16 protein-coding genes are annotated in these 16,087 nt (G+C 36.2%); 11 read left to right on the top strand and 5 right to left on the bottom strand.

Annotated features, from left to right (window positions below):
* The first annotated feature begins 51 nt into the window (after positions 1-51).
* The 4 genes from ESZ54_RS02500 to yihA all read left to right on the top strand — a co-directional run bounded on the left by ESZ54_RS02500 (position 52) and on the right by yihA (position 4,151).
* Positions 52-942, top strand: coding sequence for a phosphate ABC transporter substrate-binding protein PstS family protein (locus ESZ54_RS02500; RefSeq protein WP_136136096.1), 891 nt, complete (start codon positions 52-54; stop codon positions 940-942).
* A gap of 73 nt (positions 943-1,015) precedes the next feature.
* Positions 1,016-1,741, top strand: a complete 726-nt coding sequence (locus tag ESZ54_RS02495; protein WP_136136095.1) for a response regulator transcription factor — start codon at positions 1,016-1,018, stop codon at positions 1,739-1,741.
* Positions 1,738-3,501, top strand: coding sequence for a sensor histidine kinase (locus ESZ54_RS02490; protein ID WP_136136094.1), 1,764 nt, complete (start codon positions 1,738-1,740; stop codon positions 3,499-3,501). Before ESZ54_RS02495 ends, ESZ54_RS02490 begins: the two co-directional genes overlap by 4 nt.
* Positions 3,502-3,566: 65 nt before the next feature.
* A complete protein-coding gene (gene yihA / locus ESZ54_RS02485; RefSeq protein ID WP_136136093.1) occupies positions 3,567-4,151 on the top strand; it encodes a ribosome biogenesis GTP-binding protein YihA/YsxC in 585 nt (194 codons plus the stop codon).
* Positions 4,152-4,193: 42 nt separating this feature from the next.
* Here the strand turns inward: yihA and ESZ54_RS02480 are convergent, their stop codons facing one another.
* The 5 genes from ESZ54_RS02480 to ESZ54_RS02460 all read right to left on the bottom strand — a co-directional run bounded on the left by ESZ54_RS02480 (position 4,194) and on the right by ESZ54_RS02460 (position 7,204).
* On the bottom strand, positions 4,194-4,472 hold the full coding sequence (locus ESZ54_RS02480) for a hypothetical protein (RefSeq protein ID WP_136136092.1): 279 nt from the start codon (positions 4,470-4,472) through the stop codon (positions 4,194-4,196).
* 68 nt (positions 4,473-4,540) lie between these two features.
* The gene (locus tag ESZ54_RS02475) at positions 4,541-4,765 is read right to left on the bottom strand and encodes an SPJ_0845 family protein (RefSeq protein WP_136136091.1); all 225 of its coding nucleotides are present in this window, start codon (positions 4,763-4,765) and stop codon (positions 4,541-4,543) included.
* Entirely contained in the window at positions 4,758-5,870 is a 1,113-nt protein-coding gene (locus ESZ54_RS02470; RefSeq protein ID WP_136136090.1) for an NAD(P)/FAD-dependent oxidoreductase, read from the bottom strand. Before ESZ54_RS02470 ends, ESZ54_RS02475 begins: the two co-directional genes overlap by 8 nt.
* Before the next feature lie 14 nt (positions 5,871-5,884).
* Positions 5,885-6,769, bottom strand: coding sequence for a cation diffusion facilitator family transporter (locus ESZ54_RS02465; RefSeq protein ID WP_136136089.1), 885 nt, complete (start codon positions 6,767-6,769; stop codon positions 5,885-5,887).
* A 168-nt stretch (positions 6,770-6,937) separates the two neighbouring features.
* Positions 6,938-7,204: a hypothetical protein gene (locus tag ESZ54_RS02460; protein WP_136136088.1), complete on the bottom strand. Its 267-nt coding sequence runs from the start codon at positions 7,202-7,204 to the stop codon at positions 6,938-6,940.
* A 146-nt stretch (positions 7,205-7,350) separates the two neighbouring features.
* Here ESZ54_RS02460 and ESZ54_RS02455 point away from each other — a divergent pair, with 146 nt between their 5' ends.
* The 7 genes from ESZ54_RS02455 to ESZ54_RS02425 all read left to right on the top strand — a co-directional run bounded on the left by ESZ54_RS02455 (position 7,351) and on the right by ESZ54_RS02425 (position 16,074).
* Positions 7,351-9,768: a GH25 family lysozyme gene (locus ESZ54_RS02455; protein ID WP_136136087.1), complete on the top strand. Its 2,418-nt coding sequence runs from the start codon at positions 7,351-7,353 to the stop codon at positions 9,766-9,768.
* A 129-nt stretch (positions 9,769-9,897) separates the two neighbouring features.
* Positions 9,898-11,229, top strand: coding sequence for an APC family permease (locus tag ESZ54_RS02450; RefSeq protein WP_136136086.1), 1,332 nt, complete (start codon positions 9,898-9,900; stop codon positions 11,227-11,229).
* Positions 11,230-11,312: 83 nt separating this feature from the next.
* Positions 11,313-12,611, top strand: a complete 1,299-nt coding sequence (gene hisS / locus ESZ54_RS02445; RefSeq protein ID WP_136136085.1) for a histidine--tRNA ligase — start codon at positions 11,313-11,315, stop codon at positions 12,609-12,611.
* A 153-nt stretch (positions 12,612-12,764) separates the two neighbouring features.
* On the top strand, positions 12,765-14,159 hold the full coding sequence (locus tag ESZ54_RS02440; protein ID WP_136136084.1) for a gluconokinase: 1,395 nt from the start codon (positions 12,765-12,767) through the stop codon (positions 14,157-14,159).
* Between the two features lie 188 nt (positions 14,160-14,347).
* Complete coding sequence (locus ESZ54_RS02435; RefSeq protein WP_136136083.1) at positions 14,348-15,211, top strand: hypothetical protein; 864 nt, start codon at positions 14,348-14,350, stop codon at positions 15,209-15,211.
* Between the two features lie 35 nt (positions 15,212-15,246).
* Positions 15,247-15,600 carry a hypothetical protein gene (locus ESZ54_RS02430; RefSeq protein ID WP_136136082.1) on the top strand — a complete coding sequence of 118 codons (354 nt, stop codon included), beginning with the start codon at positions 15,247-15,249 and terminating at the stop codon, positions 15,598-15,600.
* A 63-nt stretch (positions 15,601-15,663) separates the two neighbouring features.
* Positions 15,664-16,074, top strand: a complete 411-nt coding sequence (locus ESZ54_RS02425; protein WP_136136081.1) for a hypothetical protein — start codon at positions 15,664-15,666, stop codon at positions 16,072-16,074.
* Positions 16,075-16,087 lie beyond the last annotated feature (13 nt).

Raw genomic sequence — 16,087 nt, 5'->3', positions numbered from 1 at the left:
CAATTGTTACACTTCTGTTGTAATCAAAATTAAAGGAGATTAACGAAAACTATGAAGAAATTACTTTTATCATTATCAGCACTTGGTTTAGGTTTAACATTAGCTGCCTGTGGGTCTACACAAGCAAAAGAAGGTAGTTCCGAAACAGGAAAAGGCAGTAGCAATGAAAAAGTTGAATTAACTGCTGTTGGCTCAACTGCTTTACAACCCTTAGTTGAAAAAGTAGGTGAGATTTATATGACGGATCACCCTAATTATATGATTACCGTTCAAGGTGGCGGTAGTGGTACCGGTTTAACGCAAGTTTCTAGTGGTGCGGTGGATATCGGAAATTCAGATGTTTACGCAGAGGAAAAAGATGGAATTGATGCAAGTAAAATTGAAGATCACCGTGTGGCGGTTGTTGGTGTCGCGCCAGTCGTAAATAAAGAAGCTGGAGTTAAAAATGTGACATCGCAACAATTAAAAGATATTTTTACAGGTAAGGTAACCAATTGGAAAGAAGTTGGTGGCAAGGATCAAAAAATTGAGCTGATCAACCGTGCAGCTGGAAGTGGTACTCGTGCAACATTTGAAAAATGGGCTTTGGAAGGTGCAGAACCAGCGAAAGGTCAAGAACAAGATTCATCTGGGACTGTTCGTAAGATTGTTGCTGAAACGCCTGGTGCAATCAGTTACTTAGCCTTTTCATATATTGACAGCACAATTCAAGGGTTAGCAATTGATGATGTTGAGCCAAAAGATGCGAATGTATTGGATAATTCTTGGAAAATTTGGGCTTACGAACATATGTATACTAAGAAAGATGCTAAAAAAGAAGTCCTTGATTTTGTTGAGTATATGAAAACAAAAGATGTTCAAGAAAATGTGATTAAGGAATTAGGTTATATCTCAATTTCAGAGATGAAAGTGGATCGTGCCCTAGATGGTACGATTAAATAGTTAATCATTCTAGTTATGGTTTGCTTTATGTTATAATAAAGCAAATAAATATTAGAGAGGATGCGTGGCTTTCATGAAGCGAATGCTTGTGGTAGACGACGAACCTTCGATTACAACATTACTGAAATATAATTTAGAAAAAGAAAATTTTGAGGTGGAAGTGGCGCATGATGGTGAACAAGCTATCAATGCGGCACTTTCGACTTCGTTCGATTTTATTATTTTGGATTTAATGTTACCAAAGGTGAATGGATTTGATGTCACAAAACGTCTCCGTAATGAAAAAGTACAAACACCAATTATTATGTTGACGGCAAAAGATGACACAGTCGATAAAATTATTGGCCTCGAGATGGGTGCGGATGATTATCTAACGAAACCGTTTAGTCCGCGTGAATTAGTTGCTCGTATTAGAGCCGTTGAGCGTCGTTATGAAAAGGTTGTAGATGCGGTTGAAAAAGATGAAATATCAGTTCAAGTTGCAGACACAAAGGAATTAAAAATTGGTGAGTTGGTTGCTTACCCGGAGGATTATCGTGTATTAAAAAATGCTGAGGAAATTTCTTTAACAAAGAAAGAATTTGAGTTATTGATTTATTTTATGAAACGTGAAAATCGGATTATTAGTCGTGATGAATTGATGACGTCAATTTGGCAAGACGAAATGTATCATTTGTCACGAACTGTTGACATTCATGTGAGTCATTTGCGTGAAAAAATCGAGGGAAACCCAAAATCCCCCCAATATATTAAAACAGTTCGTGGTTTCGGTTATAAATTCCAGGAGCCAACATCATGAATGAGGAACAAAAACGAAAAATTTCTCCGTGGATGTTAGTTGCCGGCATCTTAATTCTTTTTATTAGTGGTGGTCTTTACACCACTTCTTTTTTTAAAGAAGAAGTTTTACAACAACAGCGTGAAAAATTGACAACCGAAATTGATTTGCTTGTTCCATTTGTGACGAATGATGAGATGTTTTCATTTAAATCTAGTGAATTAGATCAAGCTATTTCTGAGGATGAACGGTTAACAATTTTAGATTCGGCAGGAAAAATTATATATGATTCGTCTCACCAAAAAGAAGCGACTGGTACGCGTGAGATGCGCCCTGAGATTCAACAGATTTTGAAGGATAAGCAAAAAATTGGTTATTCTGTTCGTGAGAGTGCGACGGTTCAAGAAAAATATTTGTATGTTGCAAAACCGATTCAGATTAAAAATCGTAATGTGGGCATTATCCGTATATCAGAAAAATATACTGGTATCTCGAGTCATTTAGTCCAATTTCAGAAACAATTGTTTGCAGTATTTTTTATTTTAGCAGTCGCAATTCTTGTTCTATATTATGTGTTGCTGAAACAGAGCCGTAAACCCATTCAATTTATTTTGCCCATTTTAAAAGATGCGATTAAAAATCCAAATAAGAAGCAAAAAGTGGTCGATGCACCGTCTGAATGGCAAGTTTTATATGATACTGTTTATGAGTTAATGGATGAAACCAACTCCTTATATGTGCGTCAAAAACAAGATGAGACCAAATTACAGTTTTTATTTGAAAATCTTGAGATTGGTTTGTTTATTGTGAATAATGCTGGTCATTTAACTCTGGCAAACGAAGCGACAGAGCGTCTATTTGGGAAAAAATTCAAAGAGTGTCACTATCAAGAGTGGTTTACTCAACCGAAAGTTATTAAGCTGATTCGAGAGTCGATGCGCATGCAAGAAATCAGTCAAAGTGAATTTCAAGTAGCTTTCCAAAAGAGTCGAGATGTAAAAATCACGGTTAGACCACTACGTTCTGATTCAGATGAAATTGAATATGTTGGCATATTATATGATGTGACTGAAATTCGTCAGATTGAACGTGTGCATGAAGATTTTATTAGTAATATCTCACATGAACTAAAAACACCAACGACTTCAATTATGGGGTTTGCAGAAACATTATTAAGTGGTGCGAAAGATGATCCGGAAACGACGACGGATTTTTTAACAATTATTGAAAAAGAAAGTCATCGTTTAATGCGTTTGATTCAAAATATTTTGATGTTGTTGAAGACCGAAAAAGATATCTATCTCTTGGATCAGGTGAGCTTAAGTCCGAAAACAGTGATTGAAGAAGAAATTGAACGTTATCGTCATCAAGCGCAACAAAAAGAATTAACAATTATTTTTGATAGTGTTTTTGATAAAAAATTTAAGGTGCCGAGCAATGCTTTTCAATTAATTGTTAAAAACTTGATTGAAAATGCGATTGAATATTCAGAGAAAAATGGTGAAATTTTTGTCTATTTGGTTGAACAAAATGATCTATTAATTTTTACGGTTGAAGATACAGGTATCGGAGTTTCTGATGAGGATCAAGCACGAATTTTTGAACGTTTCTATCGTGTAAGTCAGTCGCGACAACGTAATACGGGTGGCTCAGGTTTGGGCTTGTCGATTGTTCAACATTACGTGAGTATGTTAGGTGGTACTGTCAAGCTGACTAGTGAGCTAGGAGAAGGAACAACAGTCATTGTGAAGTTACCATTCACAGAAGAGAAAGGAATTTAAGTATTCTTTTCTCTCTTTTTTTGTTATGATAGAGTAGATTTTATATAGAAAGTAGTGAGTGAAACATGAAAGTACATCATGCTGAAATCGTCATTAGTGCTGTCTCGCCTGAACAGTACCCGAAAACTCAAATCCCTGAAATAGCACTTGCTGGTCGCTCAAATGTAGGCAAGTCATCTTTTATTAACACATTAATTGATCGTAAAGGCTTAGCTCGTACCTCAAGTAAACCTGGTAAAACACAAACGTTGAATTTCTATTTAATAGAAGAAAGTTTACATTTTGTCGATGTGCCCGGATATGGCTATGCGAAAGTTTCTAAAACAGAGCGAGCGAAGTGGGGCCAAATGATTGAAACTTATTTAACGGAAAGAGAACAATTAAAAGCCGTTGTTTCTGTGATTGATATGCGTCATGATCCAACCGTTGATGATATTCAAATGTATGAATTTTTGAAATACTATCAAATTCCAGTGATTGTTGTCGCAACAAAAGCTGATAAAATTCCGCGTGGTAAATGGAACAAACATGAGTCTGCAATTAAGAAAAAACTAAACTTTGACCCAGAAGATGATTTTATTGTCTTTTCTTCTGAAACAAGAATGGGTAAAGAACAAGCTTGGGAAGCGATTGAAGCTTACTTAGGTTGATTTGATTAAACTAAAAACACACAGCAATTTTTTGCTGTGTGTTTATTTTTTTTGCTTCATTAATCCTGTTAGATTGAAAACAAGCGCGACAATAAATAGTGCACTGCTAATTTTAGCTAACAAGGTCGATGTCTCTAATAGTACGACAAAATTTTCAGTTCTCACAAGCGAGTTGACGTAGAAAATTTGGCACGCTAAGGCGAGTCCAACGCTAATAAAACTATAAAGATGTAAATATTTATTTGTTTTAAAAAAGCGGATGACCGGCAGAACGAGTGATACGAGACTAAAAATAATGCTTAAGACTAACCATATCCACATACACAACAGGCTCCTCACTGGGCAATATTTAATAAATAAGTTGTGTCGTGGTCCGAAAAGGGAAAGACTTATTTATTTTCTTTAGCTGAAACGTTGACGTTGAATGAAAGTTTTTCATCAGTTTTTGGTTCTTTCGTGCCTTCAGTTTTAGCATCTTTTTCAGGGACAACGATAAAATCCTCTAACATTTTTTCTAGCTTGTCAGTTTTACGATAAGTTAAACCCATTTGATAACTTCCTTTCGTATTCAATTTCACTAAGACAATAATAGCATATTTTAATCTATTAGTCATTTGTTTTTGTTATGTATTGATTAGGTGTTTTACGGTATGAATCAAAAGGTGTATCGATGCCAGAAATCCAATCTGCAAGAGTTTTTCCAATGATTGGACCGGTTGTTAAACCTGACGACCCAAGACCGCTTGCAACCCAAATATTTTTTAGGCCGTCGACTTCACCAAAGAAAGGTAGAAAGTCTGAAGTATACGCTCTAGTTCCCACTCGATAGTGCATAATTTTTGTTTCCGCTAGTTCTGGTATGAGTTCAGTAGCTTCTTGTTTTAAAAGGGCTAATTTGTTCCAATCGGGCGTAAGGTCATATCCTTGATCATTTTCGTGTGTTGCTCCGATTAATAAACGTCCATCATTTAATGGCATGAGATCAATTTCGCCAACTGGCATGATCACTGGCGCGTGTTTTACTCTATCTTCAAGCTGACACTCAATCAACTGACCCTTTTGTGGACGAATATCGACATCATATCCTAATGGGGTTAAGAGTTCAGGTAGCCAAGCACCACAGGCTAGAATGAGTTCGTCACAATGGAATTGTTGTGTGTCTGTTGCAAGCGTCCATCCAGAATTGGTTGGGGCAATGGTCGTCACTTTTTCTTCAATTACATTTGCGAGTGATTTCTTTTGTGCTTGAATGAGTTTAGCACCATCGACTCTAGCACCTCCAGTGATAAATAAAGCCTCATCAATCGGATGGAAAAATGGTAATGCTCGATGTACGTCGTTACTTGATTTTCGCGATATTTTACCAATGGTTGGTGCCTGTTTCAAGCGTTTATAGGCAAGCTTTTCAAGCTTATCTAAAAGTGTCGGAGTTTTTTTGTAGAGTAGGGTTCCTGTCTTCTCGTACAGTTCAGTTTGATTTGATATATCTAAATCGTTAAGTAAAGTTTCGTAAAAAGCAGCGCCTTCTTTTGCCAAGAAGTACCAGTCCTTATTTCGTCTTTGTGAGAGCCAGGGTGAGATAATGCCTACAGCAGCTGATGTGGCTCTTCCAGTTCCTTCATCAAATAAAAGGACATTATTTTCTTTATTTTGAGCAAGATAAAAGGCGGTTGTTGCGCCAACAATACCGCCACCAATAATAATTATATTTTTTGTCATGTGGATGACTCCTTTTAAAGTTGTTGATCGTCATATGGTTCAACGTGTACATCAATATCAAAAATATTGAATTTTTCTTTGATTTTTGTTTCCATTTCATCGACGATATCGTGACTCTCTTTAACTGTTAAATTAGCATTCATGCGCACTGTAACATCTAAAAAGATATTAGCTCCTAAAGTTCTACCACGAATAGTGCCAATTTCTTGAATCCCATCAAAAGCTAAAATAGCTTCTGAGTAGTCTTTCAATAAATCAAGATCAAAGCCATCAGATAAGTAAAAGGTACTTTCTTTAAAGACAGTATACGCTGTTTTTAAAATAATACCACCAATGACAATTGCGGTTAGTAAATCGAGCCAAGCAAGATTAAAAGTTGCGGCAAAAACAGCAACAGCGGTACCAATGCTGGTATACGCATCACTTAAATTATCTTTTGAGACAGCACTTAGAGACGTGCTGTTATATTTTTTTGCTAATGAACGATTGAACAGATAAACACCAATCATGACGAAGGCTGATAGAATACCAACGACGGCAGCAATTGGTTCAGGTGCAGATTTTTCGTTGCGAATTAGATGTGAAATTGAATCAAATAAAACTTGGAAACCCGCAATAAACATGATCAGAGAAGTAATCAAACTAGCGACATTTTCAGCTTTCCAATGACCATAACGATGATCACTGTCTGCTGGGATTTGTGAAAGTTTTAAACCAACTAAAATAGCAACAGAAGAGATAGTGTCGGTAAAATTATTAATGCCATCTGCTGATAAGGCTTTTGAATGAGCATATGAACCTACTGATAATTTAACAAAAGCTAATATGATATAAGCAAAAATACTAACAATCGCACCTTTCTCTGCTTGTTTTAATTCATTGATTCGATCTGTCACGATGATTGCCCCCTTTGTATTATGAAAATTAGTATAACAGCCGTCAATGCATTTAGAAAAGAGGGAAAAAAAAGATTAAGTTTACCTAAACTGATTTGTTAGCAAGCAAAAAAATAAACCGTTTTCGCAATGATTATACGGAAACGGCAATTTTTTAGTTGAAATCATAAACTAGTCCTCTGAAGAAATAAGTACCCCATTTATATTGTGAACAGGTGAAAGTTCGATGCTTTTATCATAGCGAGCATCAGTTCCCACAATTGAGAAGTTCAGAGTTAAAGTGTCACCGTTATAAACAATTTCAAAAAAGTCAATATCAGTGTAAACATTTCTTTCAGTATTATTACGTACTAAAATAAGTGTTCCTTTTTCAACATATAGTGGTGTACATAAGATTTCACTAGTAATATCGCTGACTGCGAGTTTCTTTTTAGGCATATAAAACACTCCTTATCTATTTGTACTATATTATCATGACTAGTAAAAGAAAATCTAGTAAAGTGACTATTATTTGAGAATACTTCTTAAAACACTCTCATTTAGATTAAAAAGTTGTTATCATTCTGAGGTTTTCATGTTAAACTATGGGTGGTTTAATTTTAGATGAGGAGTTGTACCGATTGAATAATAAATTTAAATATCTTGTCTTAGCAAATCTTGTCCTTTGTCCAATGCTTTTAGCGGGAACTGTTTCTGCTGAAGAAGCGACGCAAACAAGTCAAAGTATCGAGCAAGAAGCTAGTGGAGTAGCTGCTACGACAGAAAGTACGATTGAAAATAAAGAAGATACTGTGTCAACAACTGAACAAGACGCTACAAAAAATGAAGACACTGAAAAAGACGAAGAAAAAGAATATGATTTCGGCTTACCATCTGGTCGTTCTGATTTGTCTAAATCACGTGCGATGTTTAGTGTTAGAGGAAGTTTCCTTTCAATTACGGATAAATCTTTACCGTCAGCTGACTTTATTGATATTTCTTCACACAATGGCACAATCAGCGTTGCTGAATTCAAGAAAATCAAATCTTATGGTGTGACAGGGGTTGTAGTTAAATTAACTGAAGGAACTGGTTACATCAATCCTTTGGCAGCAAGCCAAGTAACAAATGCATTGAGCGCTGGTTTAAAGGTTTCAGTTTACCACTATAGTTGGTTTATGAGTGAAGCTGCAGCGATTAACGAAGCAGATTATTTTGCAAACTATGCTGCTAAGTTAGGTCTTCCAAAAGATACTTTAATGGTTAATGATATCGAAGATAATCAATTAAAGATGAGTAAAGCAAATCATACGCATAATTCACAAATTTTTGAGCAACGTTTGGCTCAAAGAGGATTTAGGAATACAACGCATTACATTGGTTACCATTGGGTAGCAGAAAATAAAATCAGTCCTAGTGGTTTAGGTTATGCAAATACATGGGTTGCTGCTTATCCATATACGCCAAGTGCGCAACAATATACTGAATTTGGTGCATGGCAATGGGCGTCTACTTTAACATTCCCTGGTGTTGGTGGAAACTTTGATATTTCTTCAGATTACTCTGGAAAATATACTTTAACAGGTGGTAGTACGCCTGTTACACCGGGACCGTATATTGCAGATGGTCGCTATGTGACTGTTACGCGCGATAATTTTGATATTTATTCAAACTTTAATTGGTCTATTAAAGGTAATTCAAGTTCATTAATGGGTAAAACATTCCAGGCCCGTGGTCGCTATGAACACGGTAATGGTCAAGTTTATTTCACGCTTTATGATGGTGATGGAAACTGGCAAGGTTATATTAATGCAGCAGGTGTAACGTCAGCGAGTGGACCTCAAGGTATTTATAATTCTGATGGTCGTTATGTTGAAATCACAAAATCACATCAACCAATCTATAATGGTTTTGGTTGGGATGAAAAAGATACTACAACAAAACATGTTGGTAAAGTATATAAAGCAACGGGTCGTTATGAACATATTAATGGTTCAACTTATTACTCAATTTATGATGATAAAGGTACGTGGATGGGGTATGTAGATGCAAGAAATACTGGTAAAGTAAGTCCCCAAGGTAGCTACATTTCAGATGGTCGCTATATTCAAATTGTTAAAGCGAATCAATCAATTTATTCAAACTTTAATTGGAATGTTAAGTCAAGCACAAATGATGTTATGAATAAAATGTACCAAGCGCGTGGTCGCTATGAACACCATAACGGACGTACATATTATACAATTTATGATCGTGATGGTAGTTGGCAGGGATATGTAGATTCTGAAAGCACTAAAGAAATTAGTGAGGCGCACGGTGGCTATATTTCGGATGGGTCAACGATTAAAATCACAAACGGTAATTATTCAATTTACAACGGTTTTAATTGGAGTGTGAAAGATCATACACGTAATCATGTAGGCAAAGTGTATAAGGCAAGTGGTCGCTATGAACATTTTAATGGATCAACGTACTATTCACTTTATAACGATAACGGTCAATGGATGGGGTATCTTAATGCAAATGCAACAACGAAGGTCAATCCAAATACTCAGGGACCGTACATTTCAGATGGTCGCTATATTACAATTGATAAAGCCAATAAAAATATTTATCAAGGCTTTAATTGGACAATCAAAAATAACACGTCAAACTTTATGAATAAAACTTACCAAGCTCGTGGTCGTTATGATCATAGTAATGGAAAATCTTATTTTACAATTTATGATAGCAAAAACAACTGGCAAGGATATGTTGAAGCTGGTGATGTCTCAATTGCTGCTGGCGCTCATGGAGCATACGTTCCAGACGGTCGCAAAGTGAAAATGATTAATCCTTATTATACAGTTTATTCGAATTTTGCATGGAAACATAAAGAAAAAGCAGCAAAATATATGCAAGGCACTTACGAAGCTCGTGCTCGATACGATCATTATAATGGTGATACATATTACACACTTTATACGTTAGACGGTCATTGGATTGGTTACATCAATGCAAATGCAACTCAAACAGTAAAATAATAAACTTTAAGAATAGTCAATTATCTTAAAAAAGATGATTGACTATTCTTTGCTTTTTCAATTATAGTATTTCTGTTACTAAAATTTATTTGTTGAGATGAAGTTTTTTCTCAAAAGAAAGAGAGCAAGATGAGCGAACAAAAATTAAAAAAAGAGATTACCTTTTTTAGTGCCTTTGCGACTGTAATGGGGACAGTGATTGGTGCCGGTGTCTTCTTTAAAGTTGCAAGTGTAACAGAACTTGCCCAATCTCCACTTATTTCTTTATTAGCATGGGCTTTTGGTGGTATAATCACCATTTTTGCTGGTCTAACTTGTGCTGAGTTAGCTACAGCCATTCCTAAAACTGGTGGGGCAATTAAATATGTAGAATATACATATGGAAAGTTTTGGGGCTTTTTATTAGGTTGGGCACAAATGATTATTTATTTTCCAGCTAATATTGCTGCACTTTCGATAATATTCAGTACGCAATTTTTGCATCTATTTAGTTTACCAAAAACATGGTTAATTCCAACAGCAATTGTAGTAGCCATCAGTGTGACCATGATTAATATGCTAGGCACAAAAGCCGCAGCAAGTTTTCAATCATGGTCGTTGATTGTCAAATTAATTCCGATTGCCTTGATTATTGTCTTTGGATTATGGAAAGGATCGGGCGGTGTGGCAGATGTCTTTGTGTTGACTGCAGGTGAACGCGAAGGCTTTTTAGGTCACTTTGCACCTGCGTTATTCGCGACTTTATTTGCTTATGATGGTTGGTTAAATGTTGGAAATTTAGCAGGCGAGATGAAGCATCCAGAAAAAGTACTACCGAAAGCTATTTTTTGGGGCTTAACTTTTGTAACGGTTGTCTACGTGATTATTAACTTAACCTTTTTAGTGACGTTATCGTTTGATGCGATAAAAGGAAACTTAAATACGGCATCAGATTCAGCTATTCAAATTTTTGGACAATTTGGTGGGAAGCTAGTGACCATTGGTATTTTGGTTTCAGTTTATGGCGCAATCAATGGTTATACCATGACTGGTTTAAGAGTTCCTTACGCGTTAGCGACAGAACACTTGCTACCATTTAGTCATCATATTAAAAAGTTATCTCCCAAATTAAGTGTCCCATTTGTGGCAGTCCTTTTACAATTAACAATCGCGATTGGCATGATTCTCTTAGGTTCCTTTGATTTATTGACAGACATGTTGATTTTTGTAATGTGGGCATTTAGTGTGCTAATTTTTCTAGCCGTTCCTATTTTACGAAAGAAAGAACCGGAGTTAAATCGTCCGTACAAGGTACCGTTTTATCCTTGGATTCCGCTATTAGCTATATTTGGTGGTTGTTTTATCTTGCTGACGACCCTAATTACGAATTTAAAATTAGCAATTATGGGGATCTTGCTGACACTTTTAGGCGCGCCAATCTATTTTTATCAAATCCGTAAAAATAAAAATGTGAAACTTTAGTCGATTGTTAAGAAAACAACTTGTTAAATGAAACGCTTTTAGGTACTATTAATAAAAGAGCTTTTCGCGAAGGAGTGTTGTAAATGGGTTATCAAAAACCAAAAGGTACAAATGATATTTATACAGGAGAAGTTGAAAAGTGGCAATATGTTGAGTCGGTTGCACGCGATATTTTCAAGCGTTACGATTTCCATGAGTTACGTACCCCAATGTTTGAACATCTGGAGGTCATTAGTCGTGGTGTTGGTGGTACAACTGATATTGTGACTAAAGAAATGTATGATTTCCATGATAAAGGCGATCGTCATATTACGCTTCGACCTGAAGGAACAGCACCATTAGTGCGTGCATATGTTGAACATAAATTCTTTGGACCTGAACATAAAAATCCATTTAAGACATTTTATATTGGACCGATGTTCCGTTATGAACGTCCGCAATCTGGACGTTTGCGTCAATTCCATCAAATTGGTATTGAAGCAATTGGCAGTTCTAATCCAGCAACAGATGTTGAAGGAATTTTAGTGGCTTTAGATTTTTATAAAGCATTAGGCGTGAAACATACAAAACTTGTAATTAACTCACTTGGAAACGTTGCATCACGTAAAAAATATCGTCAAGCATTGATTGATTATTTAGAGCCTCATTTCGATGAGTTGAGTGGTGATTCACAACGTCGTTTACATGAAAATCCATTGCGAGTTTTGGATAGTAAAGATGAAAAGGACCAAAAATATGTGGTGAATGCACCGTCAATCTTAGATTATTTAGATGAAGAATCACATGCCTTCTTTGAAGAAGTGAAAGCTTTATTAGATGCTTTAGATGTTGAGTATGTGATTGATCACCGCATGGTTCGTGGACTTGACTATTATAACCATACTGTCTTTGAATTGATGAGTAACGCGCCAGGGTTTAACGGGGCAATTACCACAATTTGTGCGGGTGGACGTTACGATGGTTTAGTGACTGAATTAGGTGGACCAGAAAGTCATGATACTGGTTTTGGTTTTGCTTTAGGCATTGAACGCGCGATTATCACAATGGAAGCAGAAGGTATTGAATTCCCGAAAGCGCCTGCTCTTGATGTTTATGTGATCAACTTAGGTGAAGGAACGTCAACAGAAGCTTTGAAATTGGTACAATCGGCACGTAATGCAGGATTAATTGCTGACCGAGATTTCTTAAATCGAAAAGTCAAAGCACAATTCAAATCAGCTAATAAAGAAGATGCTAAAATCGTCCTTGTTTTAGGCGAAGATGAGTTGAAAAATAATGAAGTTGTTGTGAAAAATATGGCAACTGGTTCAGAAGAAAAAGTAGCATTGCATGACATTCACAGTAATTTTGCTGATATCTTTAGCAAACAATTAGAAGCATAAGATAATTTGAAATAGCAGAGCGCATTTTGGGGCTCTTGCTATTTCTTTTTTTGATAGGGGAAAATCATTGGTCAATTTGCATGCTAGTGTTAGAATAAAGATAACTGTAGTGCGCATATTTTTTTGCGCGACCTTAAGAAATGGGGTAAAAAAATGAAAATTTTAGCAATTGATATCGGTTCAACTAATATAAAATGTGAGTTGTTTGATAATGCCACATCAATAAAAAAAGTAACGCGCCAAATTGAAACAAGTCGGGAAGAAGGCGGAATTGTCTATCAATACCCTGAACGAATCATTGTCCACGTCAAACGTCTCATTCGTCAAATGACGCAAGAAGGAGTTGAAATTGAAAAAATCGTCTTCAGTACAGCGATGCATTCAATTACTCCGGTTTTAGAGATGCAAATGGATCAAAAAATGTATACCTGGGAGGATCGTCAAAGTACAGATTTTGTGAAATCTTTCCGTAAGACAGATCAAGCACAAAGTTTTTACCGTAAGACGGGTACACCGATCCATGAGATGAGCCCATTTGCAAAAATCGGTTCATTTAAGGCGAAACCATGGTTTAAAGATGTGAAGCAATGGGTTGGAATTAAGGAACTCATCATGAAGGAATTTACTGGAAAACTGCTTGTAGATTATTCTGTCGCATCAGCAACAGGTCTTTTCAATTTAGAAACAAAGACATGGGACCGTGAAATCCTAGAGTATTTAGATATTCGTAAAGATCAGTTGGCTCGTTTAGTCGACACCAATCACTTTGAATTAATTCGTCCGGAAGTCGCTGAGGATTTATTCGTGTCGCCAAATGTTAAAGTTTATATTGGCGCAAGTGATGGTTGTTTGGCAAGTTATGCCAGCTACTTAGTTAATGGAACATATGGCAGTTTAACCATTGGAACAAGTGGTGCTGTTCGCAAACTATCACGTGAAATTGAGTTAGATGACGAAGGGAAAACCTTCTGTTACTATCTGAATGACGAGTTTTGGGTAGTGGGTGGTGCAAGTAATAATGGCGGGCAAGTCTTGGATTGGGCGGACAATATATTTTATGGTCGTGGTGAATTGTATCAAAAATTGCCAGAAATCTTTAATGAGTCCCCTGTCGGCAGCCACAATTTACTTTTTCTACCGTATTTGTTTGGCGAACGTGCACCGTTATGGCGTGGTGACGTGAGTGCCAAACATGTTGGACTAAATGGGACGCATACAAAGTATGATATTTTGCGTAGTATTATTGAAGGGATGATTTTCAATCTGCGTTTAGTCAGTGAACAGGTTGAACTTGATAACCGCGAGATTTCGATGAATGGTGGGCTTTTTAAAAACGAAGAGTTCCAAATGCTTGTAGCTGATATTTTCGGTTATAATTGTTTGGTTTCATCTTATGGTGAACCAACATTTGGGGCTGCAGTACTAGCAGAAAAAGTGGAAAATACGCGTGTGACGAATCAAGCACGAATTTTCTTCAATGAAGATAATCATGTTGCGTATCAAAAATATTATGATCACTTTAAAGATACTGTTAATAATGAATGGTAAAGAGTAGTCAAAGAATAAAACATAGCTCATTTGTGTGAAAAACATAAGCTGAGTTATGTTTTTTTATTATCCTCCTTTCTATCTTCTGTAAGTGTATAATGATATAATTTATGGACATAGTGATATTAAATGTCTGATTGTAAAAGGTGAAAATTTAAGAATCAAGTTTAAAAAGAGGAGCGATATTCATGTTAACAAATCTTTTTGATGCGTCATTCGAACAAAGCCAACAACTCGTGAAGAAAAGTATCTTAGATAATGGTGCAGCAAAAGTGGGTAGTATGGCTTCATCGCGTTTTTCTAAACGACTGATTGGGTTTGTATTAATGACTGCCGTTTTTGGTACACTGGCTTTTACGTTTGCTGTGATTATGCCAGAACACATTGCCTTTGTTAAAGCGAGTGACGTTAGAGCAATCTCCATCGAAAGCGCACATCTCATTGGCAAAATCGGTGTCGCATTAAAACCAGTCTTCATTATTTGTTTTGCTTTATATCTCTTAGTTGGACTTTTTAACTTATTACCAGCAAAAAACTATCCTAGACGTCTCGCATATGGGAGCGTTCATATTTTTACGTTTATGTTATTGGCGATGGTGACTGCATTGCCGTTCGCAATTGGTTTAGCAATCGACGGTTCAGGTATCCTTGGTACATTCATACAACTCATTGCCGGAATCTATCTGATCAGCGAATTAGCCAAAGAGAAAAAGCAAGAATGCCTAGACATTTTAAATAAAATCCCGCCCAAAAAACTTTACGAACAAGAAGGCGTCTTTACTCGGAATAAAAAAGTATTAATCATCAGTGCAATTTTTGTCTTCATCGCAATTATTAATCGATTAACCTTTAACATCAGCCCGTTTCTACCGACAAAAGCCAGTTTTTTAGGTCTTGTATACGGGTGGTCACTCATTCTAGTCGTCATCATACTAGGCTTTGCGCTTACTTCACCAATCAAAGGATACTTGGAGACTTATTATTTTAATAAGTATGCAGAAGAATATTATGACCTATTTGAAAAACGAGATGGTGAAAGAATAAGTAAGTAATATTTATCATTATAATAACCTTAAAGGAGTATCTCATGGTAACCAATATCTTCAAAGCATCATACGAACAAAGTCGCCAAATTGTAAAAATATCCACATTAAAAGGTAGAAATAAAGAAACAAAGCGCATTTTTTCTTTTCGATTTATTAAAGACCTATTCACCTTCCTGTTACTTAGTCTTGCTTGCGGGATCTTGATGTTTGGACTAGCGGTTGGCTTTCCTGAAGGAATGGCGACTGAGACTAATATAAATATCATCTCAATCGAAAGTGCTCGTCTCATTGCAAAAATCGGCATAGTATTAAAGCCAATATTTCTGGTTTGCCTTGCATTATTCTTGCCTTTAGGAATCGTTAATCTTCTGCCAGTGAAGAATTATCCGAGATGATTGGCCTTTGGTAGTGCTTTTCTTGTGGTATTTAGCCTTTGTGGTTTATTGGCGTCCTTACCAATGATTACTGTTTTTTCACTGGATGGCGCAGGCATTGTTGGCACCTTGGCACAACTTGTTTTAGGTGTGCTATCGATTATGGATTCTGTTCAGATGAAAAATGAAGAGTGTCTGAATAAACTAAACAAGACGCATAAGGAAAAATATAAGAATTCACGTGACCGTGCATTTAAAGATAAAATTTTTTTAGTCGGCGTAATCACCATTATCGTTTCAATTATTGATCGATTGACCATTAATATTGGCCCCTACTTTACCACAAGAACCAATCTTCTCGGTATTTTATATGGCTGGTCATTATTAATATTTTTAGTCATCCTAGGTGCTGCAATAGCCTTAACAATGGAAAGTTTTTTAGAAACATACTATATAAATAAGTATGCAGAAGAGTATGGAATGACGAAAAGGTGATTTTTGGAGCGTC

Origin of the sequence: Vagococcus silagei, from assembly GCF_004795745.1 — a bacterium.
Taxonomy (GTDB): Bacteria; Bacillota; Bacilli; order Lactobacillales; family Vagococcaceae; genus Vagococcus; species Vagococcus silagei.
This window is presented reverse-complemented; position numbering and strand designations above follow the sequence as displayed.